This is a genomic window from Rhizobium oryzicola (assembly GCF_030504645.1).
GTDB classification, from domain to species: domain Bacteria; phylum Pseudomonadota; class Alphaproteobacteria; order Rhizobiales; family Rhizobiaceae; genus Neorhizobium; species Neorhizobium oryzicola.
Genome location: NZ_JAUKWQ010000005.1, coordinates 261,867 through 281,610 on the forward strand (window position 1 = coordinate 261,867; position 19,744 = coordinate 281,610).

At 61.2% G+C, this 19,744-nt stretch carries 18 protein-coding genes; 14 read left to right on the forward strand and 4 right to left on the reverse strand.

All coding sequences use genetic code 11. The features are described from left to right. Positions 1-13: 13 nt before the first annotated feature. From Q2T52_RS17225 to Q2T52_RS17240, 4 genes are all read right to left on the reverse strand, one after another. Positions 14-1,183 (reverse strand): LLM class flavin-dependent oxidoreductase, encoded by a 1,170-nt coding sequence (locus Q2T52_RS17225; protein WP_302078032.1) that lies wholly within the window; start codon positions 1,181-1,183, stop codon positions 14-16. Continuing rightward, positions 1,174-2,070, reverse strand: a complete 897-nt coding sequence (locus Q2T52_RS17230; protein WP_302078033.1) for an NmrA family NAD(P)-binding protein — start codon at positions 2,068-2,070, stop codon at positions 1,174-1,176. The genes Q2T52_RS17225 and Q2T52_RS17230 overlap by 10 nt, the downstream gene beginning before the upstream one ends. A 9-nt stretch (positions 2,071-2,079) precedes the next feature. Then, on the reverse strand, positions 2,080-3,135 hold the full coding sequence (locus Q2T52_RS17235; protein WP_302078034.1) for an ABC transporter substrate-binding protein: 1,056 nt from the start codon (positions 3,133-3,135) through the stop codon (positions 2,080-2,082). Between the two features lie 169 nt (positions 3,136-3,304). Further along, positions 3,305-4,165, reverse strand: coding sequence for an NADPH-dependent oxidoreductase (locus Q2T52_RS17240; protein WP_302078035.1), 861 nt, complete (start codon positions 4,163-4,165; stop codon positions 3,305-3,307). 399 nt (positions 4,166-4,564) lie between these two features. On the opposite strand from Q2T52_RS17240, the gene Q2T52_RS17245 reads away from it, so the two are divergent. The 14 genes from Q2T52_RS17245 to Q2T52_RS17310 all read left to right on the forward strand — a co-directional run bounded on the left by Q2T52_RS17245 (position 4,565) and on the right by Q2T52_RS17310 (position 19,735). Beyond that, positions 4,565-6,175, forward strand: coding sequence for an ABC transporter substrate-binding protein (locus tag Q2T52_RS17245; RefSeq protein WP_302078036.1), 1,611 nt, complete (start codon positions 4,565-4,567; stop codon positions 6,173-6,175). Between the two features lie 11 nt (positions 6,176-6,186). Then, complete coding sequence (locus tag Q2T52_RS17250) at positions 6,187-7,272, forward strand: rhodanese-like domain-containing protein (RefSeq protein ID WP_302078037.1); 1,086 nt, start codon at positions 6,187-6,189, stop codon at positions 7,270-7,272. Positions 7,273-7,456: 184 nt separating this feature from the next. Next, on the forward strand, positions 7,457-8,704 hold the full coding sequence (locus Q2T52_RS17255) for an acyl-CoA dehydrogenase family protein (protein ID WP_302078038.1): 1,248 nt from the start codon (positions 7,457-7,459) through the stop codon (positions 8,702-8,704). Then, positions 8,701-10,008: an NtaA/DmoA family FMN-dependent monooxygenase gene (locus Q2T52_RS17260; RefSeq protein ID WP_302078040.1), complete on the forward strand. Its 1,308-nt coding sequence runs from the start codon at positions 8,701-8,703 to the stop codon at positions 10,006-10,008. The genes Q2T52_RS17255 and Q2T52_RS17260 overlap by 4 nt, the downstream gene beginning before the upstream one ends. A 273-nt stretch (positions 10,009-10,281) precedes the next feature. Beyond that, a complete protein-coding gene (locus Q2T52_RS17265) occupies positions 10,282-11,115 on the forward strand; it encodes an ABC transporter ATP-binding protein (protein ID WP_302078041.1) in 834 nt (277 codons plus the stop codon). A 27-nt stretch (positions 11,116-11,142) separates the two neighbouring features. After that, entirely contained in the window at positions 11,143-12,219 is a 1,077-nt protein-coding gene (locus Q2T52_RS17270; protein ID WP_302078042.1) for an ABC transporter substrate-binding protein, read from the forward strand. Positions 12,220-12,258: 39 nt separating this feature from the next. Then, the gene (locus tag Q2T52_RS17275; protein WP_302078044.1) at positions 12,259-13,080 is read left to right on the forward strand and encodes an ABC transporter permease; all 822 of its coding nucleotides are present in this window, start codon (positions 12,259-12,261) and stop codon (positions 13,078-13,080) included. A 2-nt stretch (positions 13,081-13,082) separates the two neighbouring features. Continuing rightward, positions 13,083-13,862, forward strand: a complete 780-nt coding sequence (locus Q2T52_RS17280; protein WP_302078046.1) for an ABC transporter permease — start codon at positions 13,083-13,085, stop codon at positions 13,860-13,862. A gap of 40 nt (positions 13,863-13,902) precedes the next feature. Further along, a complete protein-coding gene (locus Q2T52_RS17285; protein WP_302078047.1) occupies positions 13,903-14,991 on the forward strand; it encodes an LLM class flavin-dependent oxidoreductase in 1,089 nt (362 codons plus the stop codon). 203 nt (positions 14,992-15,194) lie between these two features. Continuing rightward, positions 15,195-16,031 carry a transporter substrate-binding domain-containing protein gene (locus Q2T52_RS17290; RefSeq protein ID WP_302078048.1) on the forward strand — a complete coding sequence of 279 codons (837 nt, stop codon included), beginning with the start codon at positions 15,195-15,197 and terminating at the stop codon, positions 16,029-16,031. Positions 16,032-16,051: 20 nt separating this feature from the next. Next, on the forward strand, positions 16,052-16,798 hold the full coding sequence (locus Q2T52_RS17295; RefSeq protein WP_302078049.1) for an amino acid ABC transporter permease: 747 nt from the start codon (positions 16,052-16,054) through the stop codon (positions 16,796-16,798). Then, complete coding sequence (locus tag Q2T52_RS17300; RefSeq protein WP_302078050.1) at positions 16,795-17,574, forward strand: amino acid ABC transporter permease; 780 nt, start codon at positions 16,795-16,797, stop codon at positions 17,572-17,574. Before Q2T52_RS17295 ends, Q2T52_RS17300 begins: the two co-directional genes overlap by 4 nt. Positions 17,575-17,587: 13 nt before the next feature. Beyond that, a complete protein-coding gene (locus Q2T52_RS17305) occupies positions 17,588-18,376 on the forward strand; it encodes an amino acid ABC transporter ATP-binding protein (RefSeq protein WP_302078051.1) in 789 nt (262 codons plus the stop codon). Between the two features lie 9 nt (positions 18,377-18,385). After that, positions 18,386-19,735, forward strand: a complete 1,350-nt coding sequence (locus Q2T52_RS17310; RefSeq protein WP_302078052.1) for an MmgE/PrpD family protein — start codon at positions 18,386-18,388, stop codon at positions 19,733-19,735. The last annotated feature ends 9 nt before the right edge of the window (positions 19,736-19,744 follow it).

Sequence of the window (19,744 nt, forward strand, 5' to 3'; positions counted from 1 at the left end):
CGGTTTCAGTGTGTTAGAGGCGCAGACCGGCCTCTTTCATCAAAGGCAGGATGCGTTCGGCAAAATATTCCAGATCCTCGCGGAAATCGTAGAAGTTCAACTGCACGCCATCGATGCCCGCCTTCTTGAGGCCGATCAGCTGCTCGACCACCTGTTCCGGCGAGCCGATGATCTCGATATTGCCGCCGAGATTACGGCCCTGCTTGTGACGGGCATCGCCCCTGCCCCGCCAGGCATGAGCGTCGCTGTCGTAATTGTTCGTGGCAAAGGCGCGCGTTCCCGGCTGGGGCTTGCCTGCTTCGATCGCGTCGGCATAGGCAATGGCTTCCGCTTCCGTGTCACGGCTGACGACGATCGGGTTGATGATCGTCTTGACCTGCCGGCCATAGGCTGCCGCGCGATCCTTTATCGCCCGGATGTGATCAGGCAAGGTTTCCAGGGCGCTATCGATATGCGCCCCGCCCGGCGAGGTGACGAAGACGAGATCCGAATGGCGCGCGGCAAAATCGATCCCCGCAGGCGAACCGGTTGCCGTGACCAGATTGGGACGCCCGAACAGCGGCTTCGGCGTGATCCAACCATTGTTGACGGACCAGGGATTGAGCTTGCCCTGATAGGAATAATTCTCCGTCTCGCCCCACAGATGATGCAGCACGTCGAACAATTCGGCGGCCATCTCATAGCGCTTGTCATGGTCGATGCGCTGCCAGCCGAACATTTCGTGTTCGATGGCGCGGTGGCCCGTGACGATATTGATGCCCCATCGGCCCTTGGCGATGTGATCCAGCGTGGCGCCGTATTTTGCCAGATGAAGCGGATGCAGCGGCCCGTAAAGCACATGGATCGTCGAGATCAGCAGAATGTTCTTGGTGATCGCCGCCATCGCACCGAGGGCAATGAAACTGTCGAGCGAGGATTCGCCATCATACCCGCCCTTCGGCAGCCATTGCGTCCGGCTGAAGGCAATCTCGAAGCCAAGCTCGTCCGCCCGTTTGACCAGTTCGGCGTTGTAATCGAAGGTCCAGCTATTGCTGGTCGGCAGACTTGAGAAGTTGATGTCCTGCAGATTGAGAAACAGGCCCAGCATCAAAGGCTGTCGCGTGGCCCGGCTGAGCGGGCTTTCCTCGAAATCCGAGGGAGCTTTTAATTCGGTCCCGGTTGCCTGGATAGCCGTTACTGCCATTGTATATCTCCCTCAGCCTGTTCCGGCTGGCGTTTTGCAGGCACAAGCTGCTGCTCCAGAAAACGACGCAAGCTCACAGGCTTGCGGCCCAGGACACGCTCAACCGTATCCGTCACTGGCGCGGCCAGGCCTTCTGCGATGAGCGCGCCGAACTCCCGGACCGCCTGCGCGGCAAACGCGTCATCATGTCCGGGGGAAAGAGCGACAGCTTGCGGATCGATGCCAACGGGACGCCGCAGAATGGCCGAAACCAGGCCAGCGATATCCGAACTGGTGAAGGCCTTCGCGCCGGTCAGAACCAGCGGTTCGCTCACGTTCAGCCCCGCATGCAGCGTACGCGCCGCCACGTCGGCAATATCACTGATATCAATGAAGGAGACCGCGGCTCCGGCATAGCGGGCAGGAAGATCGTTCCCCGCCAATGCCGCGGCAATGACAGGCGCCAGCGACACCTGCATCCACGCATTGGGGCGAATGACCGCGTGAGAGAGCCCGCGTTCGACAAGATGGGCCTCAACCTGCCGGTGCTGAGCGCCAGCTCTGGAGCGGGCGGAGTTTTCGATCGTCCAAATCGAGCCCGAAATCTTCACGATATGCCGCACGCCCGCATCTGCCGCGGCATTGATCAAAGCGATCTGATGGGCCGCAAGGTTCTCATTGATCGGAGACAGAAGAAAAAACCTGTCGATTCCGTTCAAGGCCGTCATGAGGCTCGATCGATCCTGGAAATCCCCTTGGGCAATGTCGACCGCATCGCCCCATAGACGTCTTGCCTCATCCGGACGGCGCGTCAGCACCCGGACACGGTCACCGCTGTAAATCAATCGGCGCGTGACCAGCTGGCCGAGCCTGCCTGTCGCACCGGTCACAAGAACGGAAGAACTCATGATCCACCCTCACAATGGCTGGCGCAGATGGGCGAGCGCCAGCGGGCGCGGATCCACCCAGTCCTGCACGTTGAAGTTTTCCGGAATGAACTTCCATTCCAGCAGGAAATCCTTGAAGTGGGCGATGGCGTCGATTTCATCCTGATCCAGCGTCAGCGACAGATGACGGTGAACCTCAGGACCGTTGGCCGTCCTGACCGCATCCTCGCTGACCCCGATTTCGTTCGCGATGAAACGCACGGCATCAGACGGATGCTTTTCCGCCCAGTCCGCCACGCGCTGGATCGTTGCGATCAGGTCCGCCACGAGATCCGGTCGCTCGTCCGCAAAGGTCGCATCCACCGTGAGCGGGCGGGGCGTACCGTTGTTGATGCGGATCTTCGGGTCCGGGTGAAATCCCGTCTCCACGACGATATGGGCGCCAATCAGGCTCGTCACCGTGACACCTTCCGCACCCTTGACGAAGAAGGCATCGATCTCGCCGCGATGCAGGGCTGCGATCTCCTCGCCATAGGGAAGCTTGCGGCGTGGCGTGAACGCGGATGCGTCGGCGCTCGAGCCGGGGCTGGATGTCTGCGCGACGAGATCGACCAGCTCGGCATCGGCAGCCGTCAGGCCATGAATTTCGAGAGCGGAAACGATACCCTTGAGGGACGTCGCCCGCTGGAAGTCGATGATGTCTCCCGGCCGGCGCGGCAGCCCGAGCTTCCGGCCCTTCAGGTCCGCGCCCTGGCGGATGCCAAGATGCGGCAGCGTGATGACCGCCTGAAATTCATCCGTGCGCGTCAGCCCGACGATGCGGGTATGGCGACCACCGGATCGCGCCCAGATCGGCGGGATATTCCCGCCCTGGCGAAACGACCAGTCGAGGTGATGGTCGAAATGGCTCTGCCGGATTTTTGGATCGGCGGAGTCGCGGATGGATGTGACGTCGATGCCATGGCGGGAAAATGCCTGATTCACCCATCCCAGTTGCGCGGCAATGGAAAGCGGCGTCGGCGCCGGGCAGCGGGTATACCACACCGCTGACGGGGCGGAAGAAAGACGGGGAGCGGCCTGTGCCATCGCGACATCCTGTTGTCAGAGAAGGATGTCCCAAGCTAGCCGCAAGAGAAAAAAGTCTATAGAAAAGATATACTATATTCTCGTGAGACTGGGAACGGATCGTTCCAAAGTCCCTGATATCGTGAAACGGGCCGGATCAGTGTCCGGCCCGCTGACCGCTGTTCTGGAATTACTTCAGAGGGAAACCAAGTCGTCTCAGGATGGCCGTCAACTGCGAGCGCCCTTTCAGCGCGGCCTCGTTTTCGATGCGCTTGGCAATCACGCTCGTCCAGCCGGAAAGCGGCAGGTTCTGCTTCTGCTGGAAGGCCTTCATGGCTTCATCATAGGAGGCGAGATCTTCATTACGCACTTCACCATACTGTTCGCGGAACAGGACGGTGGATTGCGGCAGGCGCGGCTTCACATCCGTTTCGACCGCAGAATCGGGATAACCCACCGTCAGACCGAACACGGCAACCGTTTCAGGCGGAAGCTTCAACTCGTGGGCAACATTTTCCGGCTGGTTGCGCATACCGCCGATATAGCAGGAACCGAGCCCCAGCGAATCGATCGCGACTACGGCATTCTGCGCGGCCAGCGCCGCATCGATCGCGCCAATCAGAAAGCTCTCGTGGAAATCAAGCCCCTCACCATTATTGCCGTGCTGCCGGGCAATGCCCCTCAGGCGCGACAGATCGACCAGCCAGACCAGGAAAAGCGGGGCGGCCAGAATATGCGCATTGCCGCCCGTAAAGCCCGCAAGCCGCGCCTTGCGCTCCGGGTCTTCCACCGCAATGACGCTCCACGCCTGGAGATTGGACGAGGTCGGCGCCGATTGCGCAGCCGCCACCAGAAGCTCGACCGTGCCGGCCGGCAGGGCGTCGGGGCGGTAGTTGCGCGAAGAACGGTGATTGAGCAGGACCTCGAGCGTGTCGTTCCATTCCGGCGGCAACACCGGAACCGGGCCATTGCCATACCGTGCCTGCCAGAGACTTTGGCGGTCAGCCTCCTCAATCTTCGGGGATGCCTGCCGTAATACTGTCGATGTCATGAAATCTCCTAGCCTGAATGGGTTTCATTTCGATGGCCTGCGCCCGCCCGGCGGCCGCCGCCATCTGTCCCGCTCACTAAAACCCCACCTTGACGCCTTGCCGAGGAATTTCCTGCCAACAGGGCCATAGGGGATGAAAGATCATTTCGGCCGATCCGGCGCAATGGTGGCACGCCTCAACTTTTTGCGACAATGCCGTTGTCGGATTTTGAGGATCGTCAAACCCGCAAATGGCACGCAGCCGGATTGTTGTGGCATCTGGAAACACTATCTGCAGTAAAAAATTCCACAAACAGGAAATCTTCGCCACCCGCAAAGAAATTCATTCTTCTGAAATCGACAACCGATCGCGATGCTCTGACGAACCGGATTGATCTTCGTTCACAGGAGACTGCCCCTATGTCCTTCACGAGACGCACGTTTAACAGCCTGCTGCTGGCAGCCACAGCCGGAACTTCCCTCTCCGTGCATTTCCCCTCTTCCGTCCGAGCCCAGACCGCGAAACCGGTTCCTGGAGGAACGTTGAAGCTTCTGTACAGGGTCGATCCCGGCAATGCGCTGTTTGCCATCAACACCTCCTCCGGCACCGGCCAGGCGATCGGGCCGAAGATCGTCGAAGGCTTGCTGACCTTCGATTTCGATCTGAAGCCGCAGCCGCTTCTGGCAACCAGTTGGTCCGTCTCCGAGGATAACCTGCGCTACACCTTCAAGCTTCGCCCGGGTGTGAAGTGGCATGACGGCGCGGACTTCACCTCCGAGGATGTGGCCTTTTCGATCTTCCGGTTGAAAGAGGCGCATCCGCGCGGCCGCATTACCTACCAGAACGTCGTGGCGGTCGAGACGCCGGATCCGCTGACGGCCATTATCGTGCTCTCCAAGCCGGCACCCTTCCTGCTGGCGGCCCAGTCCAGTTCTGAATCGCCGATCGTACCGAAGCACATCTTCGAGAAACTGCCGCCCGGTGACGGCCAGACGCTGAAGACGGCAATCGGCACCGGCCCGTTCAAGCTCAGCGAATGGGTGCCCGGCAGCCACCTGATCTTCGAAAAGAACCCCAACTATTGGGACAAGGGCAAACCCTATCTCGACCGCGTCGTGCTGCGCATCGTGACCGACCCGGCTGCACGCGCCGTGGCGCTGGAAACAGGAGAAGCCGACATCGGCGACAACCCTGTGCCGCTGGCCGACCTGGAGCGCCTGAAGCAGAACAAGAACCTGGTGATCGACACCACGACCTATGCCTATTCAGGCCCCCAGCAGCAATTGTTCTTCAACTACGACACCGAGTTGCTGCGCAACAAGGATGTGCGTCTGGCCATCGCCAAGGCCATCAACCTGGACGAAATCGTCAATGTCGCGCTGTTCGGATACGGGCAGGTTTCGCCGAGCCCCGTCAGCACGGCGCTGCCGAACTGGTACGATCCGAAGGTCACGGCGCACCCCTACGATCCCAAAGCGGCGGAAGCGCTTCTCGACAAGGCGGGCTTTCCGCGCAAGGCGGATGGCAAGCGGTTCCAGTTGCGGCTGACCTACAATTCCTACCTGGTGCCGGGATTTGCCGATGTGATCCGCAGCCAGCTGGAAAAGATCGGCATTGGTGTCGAGATCCGCAAATACGATCTGCCGACTTTCCTGAAGACAGTCTACACCGACCGCGCCTTCGACCTTGTGGTGGAATCGCTGTCGAACACATTCGATCCGACACTCGGGATCCAGCGCGCCTACTGGAGCAAGAACTTCAAGATCGGCCTGCCCTTCTCGAATGCCGCCCACTACGACAATCCCCAGGCCGATGCTCTGCTGGAGGCTGCGGCCATCGAGCCGGATGAACGCAAGCGCTGGGAATTGTGGAGCCGCTTTCAGCATCTCATCCACGACGAGGTTGCATCCGTCGACCTCGTCGCCGCCGGCAGCCAGATCGTCGCCAACAAGCGCGTGAAGAATTTCGTCACCGGTGCGCAGGGCATCAATTGGAGCTTTGGCGACATCTGGCTGGAACCGGGCGTCTGAAGGAGAGAGACATGACACACCAGATCGACAAAAAGACCTTCACGGCCTGGCTTGCCGATGGTCAGGAGCTTGCGGTTCTCGACATCCGACCGGCAGAAGAGGTCGGCTATGCCTCGCCGCTGTTTGCAACCAATCTACCCGCCGACCGGCTGCTTGCCGAGATCGACCGCTTCATTCCCCGCCGCTCGATCCGCACTGTACTGGTCGATGATGGCAAGGGAGCGGCCCTTGCGGCTGCCGAGACGCTTTCGAAAAACGGCTGGGCCGATATTCACGCCTTGGAGGGCGGCATTCCTGCGTGGGTCGAAAAGGGCACCGACAACCTGCCAACTTTCGACGTGCCGGGCGTGCCTTTCGTGAAGAAGATCCGGGATGAGAAGAAGACGCCGGTTGTCTTCGCGGCGGAACTTCAGGCCTGGCGGGATGCGGGCGAGGACGTCGTCGTCATTGATACGCGCACCTTGGCCGAATTCGAGAAGGCGCATGTGCCGGGCGCAATCGGCATTCCCGGCGCGGAACTTCTGCTGCGCTTCCGCGACAGCGTACCGAACCCGCAAACGAAAGTGGTGGTTTCCTGCGCGGGCTTGCCGCGCGCAATCCTCGGCGCCCAGACGCTGATCGATGCCGGGGTCGAGAATTTCGTGGCTTATCTGGATGAGGGAACCCGCGGCTGGACGGAAGCAGGCTTTGCGCTGGAACACGGTCTGACGACCACCTACGGCGATCCGAGCGAGCAATCCCTGACGTTTGCGGAAGAACATCTCGCCACCTTGTCCAAAGACGACAAGCTGACCTTCATCGATCTGGAGACAGCCAAGGCCTGGGCCTCCGATCCGGAGCGGACAACCTACCTTCTGGATGTGCGCACGCCCGAGGAATTTGCGGAGTCACATCTGCCTCAATCCGTCTCCTCGGAGGGTGGCCAATTGCTGGGTGTGGCCTATCGCACGCTCTTAGTCAGGGGCGCACGGGTCGTCCTTGTCGACGATCTCCTCGGCGCCCGCGCCCGCATCGTGGCCCATTGGCTGGCACGCCGTGGCTTCGAGATCGCGCTTCTGCTGCACGACTTCAGTGCCGAGGAACGGGCTGCGGCCTGAACAGGCCGCTGCTTGCAGGACCGGGCCCGGACAGCGGCATGATCATGGGCGGGCATGCCGCTTCCGGGTCCGGTTCAAGCAACAATTTCTTTCGCCACGAGAAAACATTCATCGCCTGCGTCCTCTCAGCCAACTGATAGGTTTGGGCCTCGTGGCCGACCGTCCGCGGGAGGATTCTTAAGACATGACCGACATTTCCAAGGCTTGGGGTGCTGCGCCAAGCGAACGGTTCGATGCCATTGCGAACCGCTTTCGACCAATCTTCGCCGAAATTCATGCCGGCGCAGCGGAACGCGATCTCACGCGCACACTGCCATTTACGGAATATCAGCGGCTTAGAGAAGCAGGCTTTTCCGTCCTGCGGCTGCCGGAAGCTATCGGCGGCGCAGGGCTGACCCTGCCGGAACTCTTCGGCCTGCTGATCGAACTCGCACAAGCCGATCCCAACCTCACCAATGCCTATCGCAGCCATTTCGGCTTCACGGAAGATCTTCTGAACGCTCCGCCGAGTAACTGGCGCGACCGCTGGCTTCTGAAACTTGCGGAAGGCGAAACGATCGGCAGCGGCTTTTCCGAAATCGGCAATGCGCCGCTTGGCAGCTACTCCACCCAGCTCATCCGCAATGGCGAGCACTGGCTGCTGAACGGCCAGAAATTCTACACCACCGGCTCGCTCTATGCCGACTGGATCACGCTCGGTGCCGTGGATGGTGATGGCAATCCGATCGGCGCGCTCGTGCCGACCAAAGCCCCCGGCGTCGAAATCATCGATGACTGGGATGGTTTCGGACAGTCCTTGACCGCAAGCGGCACGGCACGCTTCGCGGATGTTGAAATCAGCAACGACCTGATCAAGCCGAGCGCACTGCGCTTCAGCTATTCCGGCGGCTTCTTCCAGCTTGTTCATCTTGCCTCGCTGGCAGGCATCGGCCGGGCGGCCGCCACGGAAGTGGCTGCACTTGTGGCGGAACGCCGCCGCGTCTATGCGCGCAGCAACGCGTCGCTCCCCGGTGAAGACCCGCAGATCCTGCAGGTTGTCGGCCGCGTGCGCAGCGCCGCCTATGCGGCAGGCGCCATCGCTCTGAAGGCTGCGGACGCGCTGCAGCGTGCGCACGAAGCCAATCTGGCGGGGGACGCCGAGGCAATTGTGCAGGCCAACCGTGATGCGGAGCTGGAAGTCAGCCAGTCTGTCACCGTCGTCTCCAGCCTGATCCTGGATGCAACGACCGTACTGTTCGATGCGCTCGGCGCATCCGCCGCCAAGAAGAGCCATGGGCTTGACCGGCATTGGCGCAATGCGCGCACCATCACCTCCCATAATCCCCGCATCTACCATGATCGTGTCGTTGGCAACTTTGCCGTCAACGGCACACTGCCTTCGCCGCAAGCGGGCGTCGGCATCCATCCCGAAAGAGAAAAAACCAAGGCATGACAGAGACAAAGAGACGGCTGAACCTGAATGTCGGCATCAACACGACAGGCTATCTGGCAAACGCATGGAAATACCGCACCGGCGACCGGCATGACATCAACGACCCCGCATACTATCGCCGTCTGACGGAGCTTGCCCATAGAGGGCGTTTCGATGCCGTCTTCTTTTCCGATCATCCGGCGCTTCTCACGGATCCGCTTGCCCGCCCCTTCCACACGCTGGACCCACTGATCCTGTGCACGACACTCGCGGCCCAGGTGCCGGATATCGGTTTCGTCGCGACGATCACCTCCACCTATAACTCGCCCTATAATCTGGCGCGGCGGGTGCAGTCGCTCGATATCGTCTCTGGCGGTCGGCTGATCGTGAACGTCGTCTCGTCCTTCAACCCGAATGTCGCCGCCAACTTCAGCAACGCACCACTGCCACCCCGCAGCGAGCGTTACCCCCGCGCCATCGAGTTTCTGGATGTCGCCAAGAAGCTCTGGGCAAGCTGGGATCCAAGGCGCGAAGGCGAGGTTCCGCCGGATCGCTTCTGGGATGCATCGAGTGCGCACACCATTGATCACGAAGGACAGTTCTTCCATGTACGCGGTCCCCTCAACGTGCCGCGCAGTCCGCAGGGACATCCGGTCATCGCGCAGGCGGGCGCCTCCGAGGGCGGCATCGAACTTGCTGCCTGCCATGGCGAAATCATCTATTGCAACATTCTTTCACGTCCGGCCGGACAGGCCTTTGCCAAGAAGGTGAAGGACAAGGCCATCGAAGTCGGCCGCGATCCCTCCGGTATCCGCATCGTGCCGGGTCTCGTCGCCATCATCGGCGAGACCCGCGAAGAGGCGCTGCGTAAGCATGAGCTGTTCAGCGGTACCGGTTCCGAAGACGGGCTGCTTGCCCGTTTCGCGAAGGAGAACGGCATCGATCCCGCGACCTTCGACCCCGATGCCGTGCTGGACGCCGAGCGCTTCGTGCCGGACCAGAACCGTCAATGGGCGGTCGGCATGGGGCTTGGCCTGTCCGACCTGCTGACCCACGAGAAACTGACGGCGCGTCAGGCAGTGCGTCGCTCCGAAGGTCACCATCGTCTTGTGCTCGGCACGCCGGAAGAGGTGGCCGACCAGATCATCGACCTTTGGGAAGACGGAACCGTGGACGGCTATACGCTGCAGCCGCCACGTGCGCCCGATGATATCGAAGAGTTTGTCGAGAAGGTCGTGCCGATCCTGCAGGATCGCGGCGTCTATCCGCGCGAATATGAAGGCCGGACCATCCGCGACCGCTACCGCCTGCCCTATCCCGATTGAGCAAAACACCTGTAACCTCTCCGCTCCCGCATGAGGAGCGGGAGTGTGCATCCATCCAATATGACGCCGTACTGCGGCACAGCGCCAAGCCGGTCACATTGTTCGCCTGCTCCCGCCAAAATAGAATATCATTCCTATAGAAAATATCCGTCACTGCTAGTTTGGATGCATCGTTCGCAATCTGGATCGCTCGCCCATCAAGGCGCCAGGTTTGCACCGGCGGGACTGAGCATTCGCTGATCCGCCGCTTCTATGCAGCAGGAGGGCATGTCGATGAGCGTCACGGCACATCTTACGATCAAGAACGTCACCCGGCAGTTTTCGGTGGATTCGCAAACCATCACCGCTTTGCAGGATGTCAGCCTATCGGTGACCGAAGGTGAATTCGTCACCATCGTTGGAGCCAGTGGCTGCGGAAAGTCTACCCTCCTGCGGCTGGGGGCCGGGCTGGATGCCGGGCATCAGGGTGAAATCCGACACCGGGGAAACGTCGTCCTGGGACCGAGCCTCGATCGTGGCATTGTCTTTCAGGAGCCTCGGCTCTTTCCGTGGTTGACCGTTGAACGCAACATTGCGCTAGGGCTGGAAAATGCTGGTGTCAGCAAGGCGGAAAAGAAGCGCCTGGTGAAGGAGCATCTGGAACTCGTCGGCTTGACGGGATTTGCCAAGGCCTATCCGCATCAGCTCTCCGGCGGCATGGCGCAGCGCGCAGGGATTGCCCGCGGGCTCGTCAACCGTCCGGATGTTCTCTTCCTCGACGAACCCTTCGGCGCACTGGACGCCATCACCAAGGCGCATCTGCAAGGTGAGCTTCAATCGATCTGGTCCAAGGAAAAGATCACCATGATCCTCGTGACACATGATGTGGATGAGGCGGTCTTCCTGGGTGATCGTGTGGTCGTCATGTCGCCGCGTCCTGGCCGCATCCGCGAAATCGTGCCGGTCAACCTGCCGCGTCCCCGCGAGCGTACCTCGTCCGCTTTCGGCGAGGTGCGCGCCCATGTGCTGCAAAGCCTGAACGGAACCGCCTCCCTGGCCGAGACGCGTGCGACCGCAGGCGAAACGAAGCCCGTCCTGCCCCGCCCGGCCATCGCAGCCGTCGGCTGAAATCTCTGCCAACACTGGAGCCTATCCATGAAACTCTCAATCGCTTTGCGCGCCGCTGCCGGTGCAGCCTTTGCCTTCGCGCTTTCCTTACAGCCAACCCTCGCGGCCGATCCGCTCGTCATCCATGTGGGCTATGCGGCCATCGGCGTCGATAACCGCCCCTTTGCGGAGGGAACTTCGGCCGCGACCGCCCGCGCTGGTGAATTTCTGGAAAAGGAATTCGCCAATGATCCCAACGTGAAGATCGAATGGACCTTCTTCAAGGGTGCCGGACCGGCGGTCAATGAAGGCTTTGCCAATGACCAGCTCGATTTTGCCTATCAGGGCGATCTGCCCGCATTGATCGGCCGCGCGACGGGTCTGAAGACAAAACTCCTGCTTGCAAGCGGTGCCCGCAAACCCTCCTATCTGGCAGTTGCCAAGGATTCCGGCATCAAGAAGATCGAGGATCTGAGAGGTCGCAAGGTGGCGCTGCAACGCGGCACGAACAGCCATTTGTCCGCCATCAAGATCCTGGAAGCACACGGTCTGAAGGAACGCGATGTTCAGGTGGTCAACCTCGATAGCGCCGCAACCGTCGCAGCGCTCACCAGCAAGGATATAGATGCAGCCTTCGGCGACACGCAACTGATCAACCTTGCCGCCAAGGGTTCCGCCGATGTCATCTACACGACCAAGGGCGACGATCCGCGCTTTGGCCGCAACGCCGGCATCATCGCCCGCGAGGCCTTCATCAGCGCCCATCCCGAGATCACCCACCGCGTCGTCGACGCCTTCGTGAAGGCGGCGCAATGGTCTTCCGATGAATCCAATCGCGCCGCACAGTTCGAACTCTGGGGCAAGTCGGGAACGCCGATTCCGATCCTGGAGGAGTATTTCAGCAACGATACGCTGGCCTACCGCAACTCGCCGCTGATCGATGACCTCTTGGTTTCGCAGTACAAGGAGCAGGCAGTGAAGAGCAAGGAATTCGGCCTGATCCGTCGCGATGTCGACCTGAACGGCTGGTTCGAACCGAAATATCTGAACAGTGCGCTTGAGCGTCTCAAGCTGAAGAACTTCTGGCAGCCCTACGGCGCCGATGGCAAGCCGACGGCATCGTGATCTCCGCGATCTTCATCGGACTGCGAGAGGGAGAAGGCCATGGCCGTGCTGACAGTCACCACTGAGACAGATGCACCCTCCCGCTTGCCTTATCCATGGCGCAGCCGCGCCGTGGGTCTGGCGGTCGCGCTCGTATTACCGGCAGCGCTGCTTATCCTGTGGTGGGCAGCCTCGGATCGTGGTTGGCTGGCCGCGCAGATCCTGCCGCATCCGCTGGATGTCTATCAGACGCTGCGGGACATGGTGGCAAGCGGGGAACTCCTTTACCACACCGCTATCAGCCTCCGGCGCGTGCTGATCGGCTTTGCCATCGGAGCCGGTTTTGGCCTGGCTCTCGGCATTGCGATGGGCCTGTCGGAAACGGTCGAGGACTACGTGAAGCCGCTGTTCCTGGCCTTCGCTCAGATCCCGACGCTCGGCTGGATCCCGCTATTAATGCTGCTGGTCGGTATTGGTGAAACTCTGAAGATCATCATCATCACCAAAGGCGCGCTGGTGCCGATGACGCTGAACACCTTCGCCGGCATTCGCAATGTGTCTCCCCGTTATCTGGAGGTCGCGCGCGCACTTCGCTTCAGCCGCTGGCAGACATTGCGGTTGGTGATCATCCCCGCCTCCATTCCCTTCGTCTTTACCGGCATCCGCTACGGCCTGACCCATGCCTGGACGTCTCTGGTGGGCGTGGAACTCCTCGCCTCCTCCGAAGGGCTTGGCTACCTGCTGGTCTGGGGCCGGCAGATGTTCTGGCTGGATACGGTCATCATCGCCATGCTGGCGATCGGCATTGTCGGCTTCGTCATGGATAGCGGACTGAACCGCACCGAACGGCTGATCCAGCGCTGGAAACGGAACGAGATCTGACCATGGCCAGCAAGACACCCACGTCCGTTCGCATTCGCCGGGGCATCACGCTGCCCATCCTGTTGCTCGTTCTCTGGGAGGTTTCCAGCCGCACGGGGCTGGTCGATCCGCGCTTCCTCCCCTCGCTGGAAAGTGTTGCGATCACAGCCAAGCGCGAATTGCTGGGCAATGATCTGATCTTCGATCTGCTCTCCAGCCTTGCGCGCAATCTGGGCGGCTTTCTTGTCGGGGCCGTATTGGGAATTGCCTTTGCCACCGTGCTTGCACTCTCACCGCTCGCCGGACGGCTGGTGATGCCGACCTTTAACGGCGTGAAGCAGATTTCGCTGCTCGCCTGGATACCGCTGATCTCCGTCTGGTTCGGCTTCGGCGAACAGGCCAAGATCGTCTTCGTGGCGCTCGCCTGCTTCATCCCGGTCGTGCTCAACACTTATGATGGCATGCGCGATGCGCCGAAGGACCTGCTGGAAGTGGGGCATGCCCTCCGGTTCAATGCGCGTCAGCGGTTTCTGCGCATCTATCTTCCCTCCGCCATGCCCGCCATTGCGACCGGTATTCACCTCGGCCTGATCTATTCCTGGCTGGCGACGGTCGGCGCCGAATACTTTCTCGCGGTGGGTCCGGGCATTGGTGGGCTGGTCATCGCCGGTCGCGAACGCTTCGACATGGCGATGGTCATGGTCGGCGTCATCATCCTCGGCCTTGTGGGCTTCACGCTCAACCGCCTCGCGGCAACGCTTGAAAACCATCTCCTGCGCTGGCGTCCGCCGCGCACAGCATAACCCCATTTCGTCCTTCCCCTCCTTTGATGCAGGCATCAGCATGAGCAGCAAGACCCAATTCCTCTGGTACATCCCGAACGACGTAAAGGCAGGCCATCGCGGCGACACCGCGGCCGAAGGCCACAACAGCCTTGATGCCTTGACCGCGCACGCGACCGCGCTGGAAGACAATGGCTGGACCGGCGCACTGATCGGCACGGGCTGGGGCCGGCCGGACACCTTCACCGTGGCGACCTCAATTGCCGCCCGCACCAAAACATTCCAGCCGCTGATCGCCATCCGTCCCGGCTACTGGAAGCCCGCCAATTTTGCCTCGGCGGCCGCGACGCTCGACCACCTCAGCAACCAGCGCATCCGGGTGAATATCGTCTCCGGCAAGGATGACCTTGCGGCCTATGGCAACGAAGAAGGCGACAGCACCCATCGCTATGCCCGGACCAAGGAATTCATGCGGCTCGTCCGCCGGCTCTGGACCGATGAAGCCGTGACCTTTGAAGGCGAGCATTTCAAGGTGAAGAATTCGACCGTCCAGCCCAGGATCAAGGCAACGCCGGAGCGGCCGCACCCGAAGCTTTATTTCGGCGGTGCGTCGGAGGCGGCGGAACAGGTCTCTGCCACGGAAGCGGATGTGCAGCTCTTCTGGGGCGAACCGCTGGAGGGCGTGAACGAGCGCATCGCGCGGCTGAAGACACTGAGCAAGACACTCGATCGCGATCTTCCGCCGCTGGAGTTCGGTCTTCGGATCACCACGCTGGTGCGTGACACCACGGAAGAAGCCTGGCGGGATGCCGAGGCCAAGGTGGCCGAAATGGCCAGGACCGGCGGCGGCAACTGGCACGATCACAAGCGCGAAGTTGCCGTGGGGCAAAAGCGGCTGTTCGATCTGCAGGCCAAGGGCGATGTGCTGGATGACAACCTCTACACGGCCCCAGGCAAGTTTGGTGGCGGCGGTGCAGGAACCACTTGGCTGGTCGGCTCGGCAGAGGATGTTGCCCGTTCGCTTAACAAGTATCGGGAGCTGGGTATCACGCACTTCGTGCTCTCAGACACGCCCTATCTCCAGGAAATCAAGCGGCAGGGAAGCAAGCTTCTGCCCTTGCTGAAGGCGCCTGCTTTGCAACCCGCATAATTTCACGCATCAATGACCCGAGCATGCCCTTCAATAGAGGATGTTATCGGAGGGATCTGAACCCTCAAGCGTGTAGAAATTTATCGCTCACCCATAGGATGAGAGAGCGGTTATTTTCCAATATTCGCTCCGGTTGAGAAATTCTGGTGCTCGTTGGAAGCGCTCGCATGACATAGGTTCGCGCGCATCACAGGAGCTCCATGATGTTTGCCAACCGCTTCACCAAAACAGTCTTCGGACTTGCCCTTTCTCTATCTGCGCTGGTCGCCACCCAGGCTTCGGCCGATGCGACGCTGGACCGCATCAAAGGGCGCGGCAAACTGACAGTCGGCGTCATCCTGTCCGGCGCACCCTTCGGCTATATCGACCCGAAGAGCCAGGAGCAGAAGGGGCTGAACGTCGATCTCGCGCAGGCTCTTGCGGACTCTCTCGGGGTGAAGCTGGAGACAGTCACAGTGACACCGCCCAACCGCGTGCAGTTTCTGCAGCAGGGCAAGGTGGATATCCTGATTGCCAACATGCAGTACACGGAAGACCGCGCCAAGGTGCTGGACTTTGTTCCGACGCCCTACGACCGCAGCGGCGGTGCCGCCGTCGTGCGCAAGGACAGCGGGTTGAAGGACTGGGCCGACCTCAAGGGCAAGCCGGTCTGCATTTCGCAAGGCTCCAACTATGCCCAGCCATTGATCGAGGAATACGGCGCGACGATCAAGGCGCTGCCGAGCCAGCCGGAATCTCTGCTCGCCCTGCAGGGCGGCAATTGCGTGGCGGCCGTGCATGTTGGCGCGACCGTCGGCCTGCTGCTTCAGGATCGCCCCGAGGACTGGAAGGATTACGCCATTCCCTTCCCGACCGAACTGATCCCCTCCGATTCCGTGATCTGGCTGCGCAAGGGCGAGAAGGATACCCAGGCTGCGCTTGATGCGAGCGTGAAGAAGCTTCATGCTTCCGGCAAGCTGCTGGAATTCGCCAAGGCCAACCGCCTGACCAACACTGATTTCCTGCAAGCGCAGCAAAAGGCACTTTCCGCCGCAAAGTAAGCGGCGAAGGGTAACTCAACATGCAGAATGGCACGCTGACCGAGCTGTTCGTCCGCTGGACGGGCAAGCTCGGCCTGAACTACGAGTTCCTGGCTACCGGCTATGAGGCGCAGATCTGGCGTGACGGCTTTGTCACGACCATCTATCTGGTGCTGCTGCTGATCCCGGTCAGCCTGCTGTTCGGCGTGTTGTTTGCCGCCTGCCTCACCTCAGGCAAGCCCTGGCTATTGGCACCTGTCCGGGCGTTCGTGGAAATCACCCGCAACACGCCGACACTGGTGCAATTGATGTTCAGCTTTCTCGCACTGAACACCTTCGTCTCCAACCTGTTGGGCGGGGCACAGCACAATCCGCTCACCCCCTTCTTCTGGGTGGTGGCCGTGGTCGGGCTGCATGTGGCAGCCCTGCATGCCGAAGCGCTGCGGGCAGGTATCGAGGCTGTGCCGGCCTCGCTGGTGGAGGCGGCGCGCGGCATCGGCTTCAGCCGCCTGGAAATCCTGCGTTATGTCGAAGTGCCGCTGGCCTTCCGCACGTCATTGCCCGCCATCGTCAACAACCTGATCAACCTGGTGAAGCTGACGACCGTGGGCAATGCCATCGCGGTTAGCGAAATCACCTACGCCTCCATCATGGTCTGGACGCAACGGGATAATGTCGTCGAACTGATGCTCGTCATCCTCGCCTTCTTCAGCCTGTTGAACTTCATCGTCGCCCGTATCGGCAAATGGGTTGAACGCAGGCTTGCCGTGCCGGGGTATGGGATATGACGGTGGTGACAGCACAACGCCCCGCGGGACGGCGCGTACTCCGCAATATCGGCCTCGTGGCCTTGCCGGCGGCGATCCTTGCCTGGTGCCTCACCGATCTATCGCTTGGCCGCGAACTGATGCAGTGGCTGCCCTACCTCGCCTCCGGCTTTGCGATGAATATCCTGATCAGCCTTTGCGCCATGGTACTCGGAACAGCAGTCGGCTGCGCGCTCGGCATTCTGCAGCTCGTCCCCTATCGGCTGGTGCGTGCACCGATCGTGAGCTATGTGCAGATCTTCCGCAACGCTCCGCATCTCGTGTTGATATTTGCGACGACCTATATCTTTCCCTTCGAGATCGTGATCTTCGGCAATTACATCGCCTTTCCCGATTGGGTGAAGGCGGTGATCGGCCTTGCCATTCCGGCCAGCGCCTATGTGGCGGAAATTACCCGCGGCGCCATCCAGTCGATCCCGACCGCCCAGTGGGAAGCTGCCACGGGGCTCGGCTTTTCACGCGTGCAGGCACTCCGCTGGATCATTCTGCCGCAATGCCTGCGACGTTCCCTGCCGCCGTGGATGAATGTGCTGGCCTCCATCACCATGGGCACCTCGCTTGCCTCACTGGTCGGCGTGCACGAGCTTCTACATGCGGCAACCGATGCCAGCACCGCCGTGCGGCGGCTGGATTTTACCGTGATTGCCTATGTGGTCGTGATGGCCGCCTTTTTCGCACTCTGCTATCCCATCGGTCGCCTGACCCGGCGGCTGGAACGCCGCTTCCTGCCCGGCTGAGGACACCTGCCCCATGACCACAAACGCCGACACTGCCATCGTTCGTCTGGAAGATGTGCGCCTTGCCTTTGGGCAGACCGAAGTGCTGAAGGGCATTGATCTTGCGATCAACAAGGGTGATGCCGTCTCCATCATTGGCCCATCGGGGTCGGGCAAGTCCACGCTGCTTCGTTGTATCAATGCGCTGGTGACGCCGCAGAGCGGGCGCATCACGGTTGCTGGAACGCGCGTCGACCAGTTGACGCGCGAGAGCGAGCGGATTGCACTGCGCAAGCGCGTCGGCATCGTCTTCCAGCAATATAACCTCTTCCCGCATCTCACCGTGCTGGAAAACATCGTTCTTGCCCCCACCCGTATCCTGGGAGTGGCACGGCAGGAGGCGGAAAAGCTGGCACGCGAACTGCTGGAAAAGGTGCGGCTGTCGGACAAGGCCAACGCCTTTCCCGGCCAGCTCTCGGGCGGCCAGCAGCAGCGCGTGGCGATTGCCCGCGCGCTCGCCATGAAGCCGGAACTGGTGCTGTTCGATGAGGTGACATCAGCGCTTGACCCGGAAACCGTGGGCGAGGTGCTGTGGGTGATCCGCGACCTGATCCGTGACGGTATGACCAGCATTCTGGTGACGCACGAGATGCGCTTTGCCGAAGAGATCAGCGATACCGTGGTCTTCACCGAAAACGGCCGCATCGTTGCCCAAGGGTCGCCGCGCGAGATCTTCCACGGCAATGACAATGCCCGCATCCGCCAGTTTGTCGGCGGTCTCTCGGGCGCGCGCGGCTCTGTTCGCGACGGCGAAGGCATCTAGGAGACAGCCATGACTCATCCTTCAGCCCCGCTGACCCATGCTTTCGCGCAGGCCATCACGCAAGCCAGACCCGGCGATGATGCGACGGCCATGGCGATCGCTCGCAACGCCATCATCGATTTCCTTGCCTGTGCCATTCCCGGCGCAAAGGATCGGACGACGGGGCTTCTGGCAGAGGCCGTGGGTGCAAGAGCAAACGGTGATGCCATCCTGATCGGCAGCGAAGGCCGTACCGATCCTCTCGCAGCTGCCATCGTCAATGGCTATGCAGGCCATGTGCTTGACTATGACGATGTGCATTCCAGCGTGCGTGGGCACCCCACCACCGTCATCATCCCCGCCCTGCTGGCGCTTGCCGCTGAACGGGTGTTCTCCGCCGAAGCCTTCCTGCACGGTTATGTCGTCGGCCTGGAAGCCATGGCGCGGCTTGGCCTGTCGCTCGGCGTCAGGCATTATGAAAACGGCTTTCATGCCACGGCGACCCTTGGGCCGATCGGTGCCGCAGCGGCCATTTGCCATGTGACAGGGGCATCGGTGGAGGAAACGGCTGTCGCGCTCGGCCTTGCAGCAACCCAATCGGCAGGCCTCAGGCTGCAGTTCGGTTTCGACGCAAAACCCTATCACGCCGGAATGGCGGCACGTTCCGGGCTGCTGGCAGCTCGGCTGGCCGCAGCAGGATTCGGCGGCGCCCCGGATTTCCTCGACAATCCCGTCGGCTTCCATTCCGCCTATGCCTTCGGTGCGGGACGTCCCGAGGCGGCTATTGAGAATTTCGGACAGCCCTGGCAGATCGTCTCTCCTGGCCTGACGCTGAAGGCCTATCCCTGCTGCACGGCAAGCCATCCCGTGGCTTCGCTGGGCATAGACCTCCATCGCGAAGGCCTTAATCCGGCAGCAATCGAGGGCATCACCTTCACCTACCCACCCGGTGCAGACGCAGCACTGGTGGTCACCAATCCCACCAACGGGATCGAGGCACGCTTCAGCCCGGAATATGTGTTTGCCGCTGCCTTGATCGATGGCGCGCTGAGGCTCGATCACTTTGACGAACGTCCGGTCGAAGAGCGCCTGATGGCGCTCGCCAGCCGCGCCAGCAGGCGGCATGACGAAACGGCGCCGCGCATGTCGAACGATCCGACGACCCGCTTCGTCGTTCTCGACATCGCCCTCAAGGACGGCAGCAAGCTCACTCGACGTTTTGACGGCTTGCCGGGTCTGACGGACCCCGCACAAAAATTCCAGGATGCCACGGCTGGACAACCGGTCTTTGCAGACATCCCCCCGCTGGTTCGCAGCATGCACAGCGAAACAGACCTGCAAAGGCTCCTCGCCCTGTTGAACCAGACCTCCTCACAATAATGACGAAAG

Coding starts and splice junctions, on each gene's coding strand:
- Q2T52_RS17300 (WP_302078050.1), top strand. CDS start 16,795: ATGACGGTGGTGACAGCACAACGCCCCGCGGGACGGCGCGTACTCCGC.
- Q2T52_RS17245 (WP_302078036.1), top strand. CDS start 4,565: ATGTCCTTCACGAGACGCACGTTTAACAGCCTGCTGCTGGCAGCCACA.
- Q2T52_RS17285 (WP_302078047.1), top strand. CDS start 13,903: ATGAGCAGCAAGACCCAATTCCTCTGGTACATCCCGAACGACGTAAAG.
- Q2T52_RS17290 (WP_302078048.1), top strand. CDS start 15,195: ATGTTTGCCAACCGCTTCACCAAAACAGTCTTCGGACTTGCCCTTTCT.
- Q2T52_RS17255 (WP_302078038.1), top strand. CDS start 7,457: ATGACCGACATTTCCAAGGCTTGGGGTGCTGCGCCAAGCGAACGGTTC.
- Q2T52_RS17275 (WP_302078044.1), top strand. CDS start 12,259: ATGGCCGTGCTGACAGTCACCACTGAGACAGATGCACCCTCCCGCTTG.
- Q2T52_RS17230 (WP_302078033.1), bottom strand. CDS start 2,070: ATGAGTTCTTCCGTTCTTGTGACCGGTGCGACAGGCAGGCTCGGCCAG.
- Q2T52_RS17280 (WP_302078046.1), top strand. CDS start 13,083: ATGGCCAGCAAGACACCCACGTCCGTTCGCATTCGCCGGGGCATCACG.
- Q2T52_RS17265 (WP_302078041.1), top strand. CDS start 10,282: ATGAGCGTCACGGCACATCTTACGATCAAGAACGTCACCCGGCAGTTT.
- Q2T52_RS17310 (WP_302078052.1), top strand. CDS start 18,386: ATGACTCATCCTTCAGCCCCGCTGACCCATGCTTTCGCGCAGGCCATC.
- Q2T52_RS17260 (WP_302078040.1), top strand. CDS start 8,701: ATGACAGAGACAAAGAGACGGCTGAACCTGAATGTCGGCATCAACACG.
- Q2T52_RS17250 (WP_302078037.1), top strand. CDS start 6,187: ATGACACACCAGATCGACAAAAAGACCTTCACGGCCTGGCTTGCCGAT.
- Q2T52_RS17305 (WP_302078051.1), top strand. CDS start 17,588: ATGACCACAAACGCCGACACTGCCATCGTTCGTCTGGAAGATGTGCGC.
- Q2T52_RS17270 (WP_302078042.1), top strand. CDS start 11,143: ATGAAACTCTCAATCGCTTTGCGCGCCGCTGCCGGTGCAGCCTTTGCC.
- Q2T52_RS17235 (WP_302078034.1), bottom strand. CDS start 3,135: ATGGCACAGGCCGCTCCCCGTCTTTCTTCCGCCCCGTCAGCGGTGTGG.
- Q2T52_RS17240 (WP_302078035.1), bottom strand. CDS start 4,165: ATGACATCGACAGTATTACGGCAGGCATCCCCGAAGATTGAGGAGGCT.
- Q2T52_RS17225 (WP_302078032.1), bottom strand. CDS start 1,183: ATGGCAGTAACGGCTATCCAGGCAACCGGGACCGAATTAAAAGCTCCC.
- Q2T52_RS17295 (WP_302078049.1), top strand. CDS start 16,052: ATGCAGAATGGCACGCTGACCGAGCTGTTCGTCCGCTGGACGGGCAAG.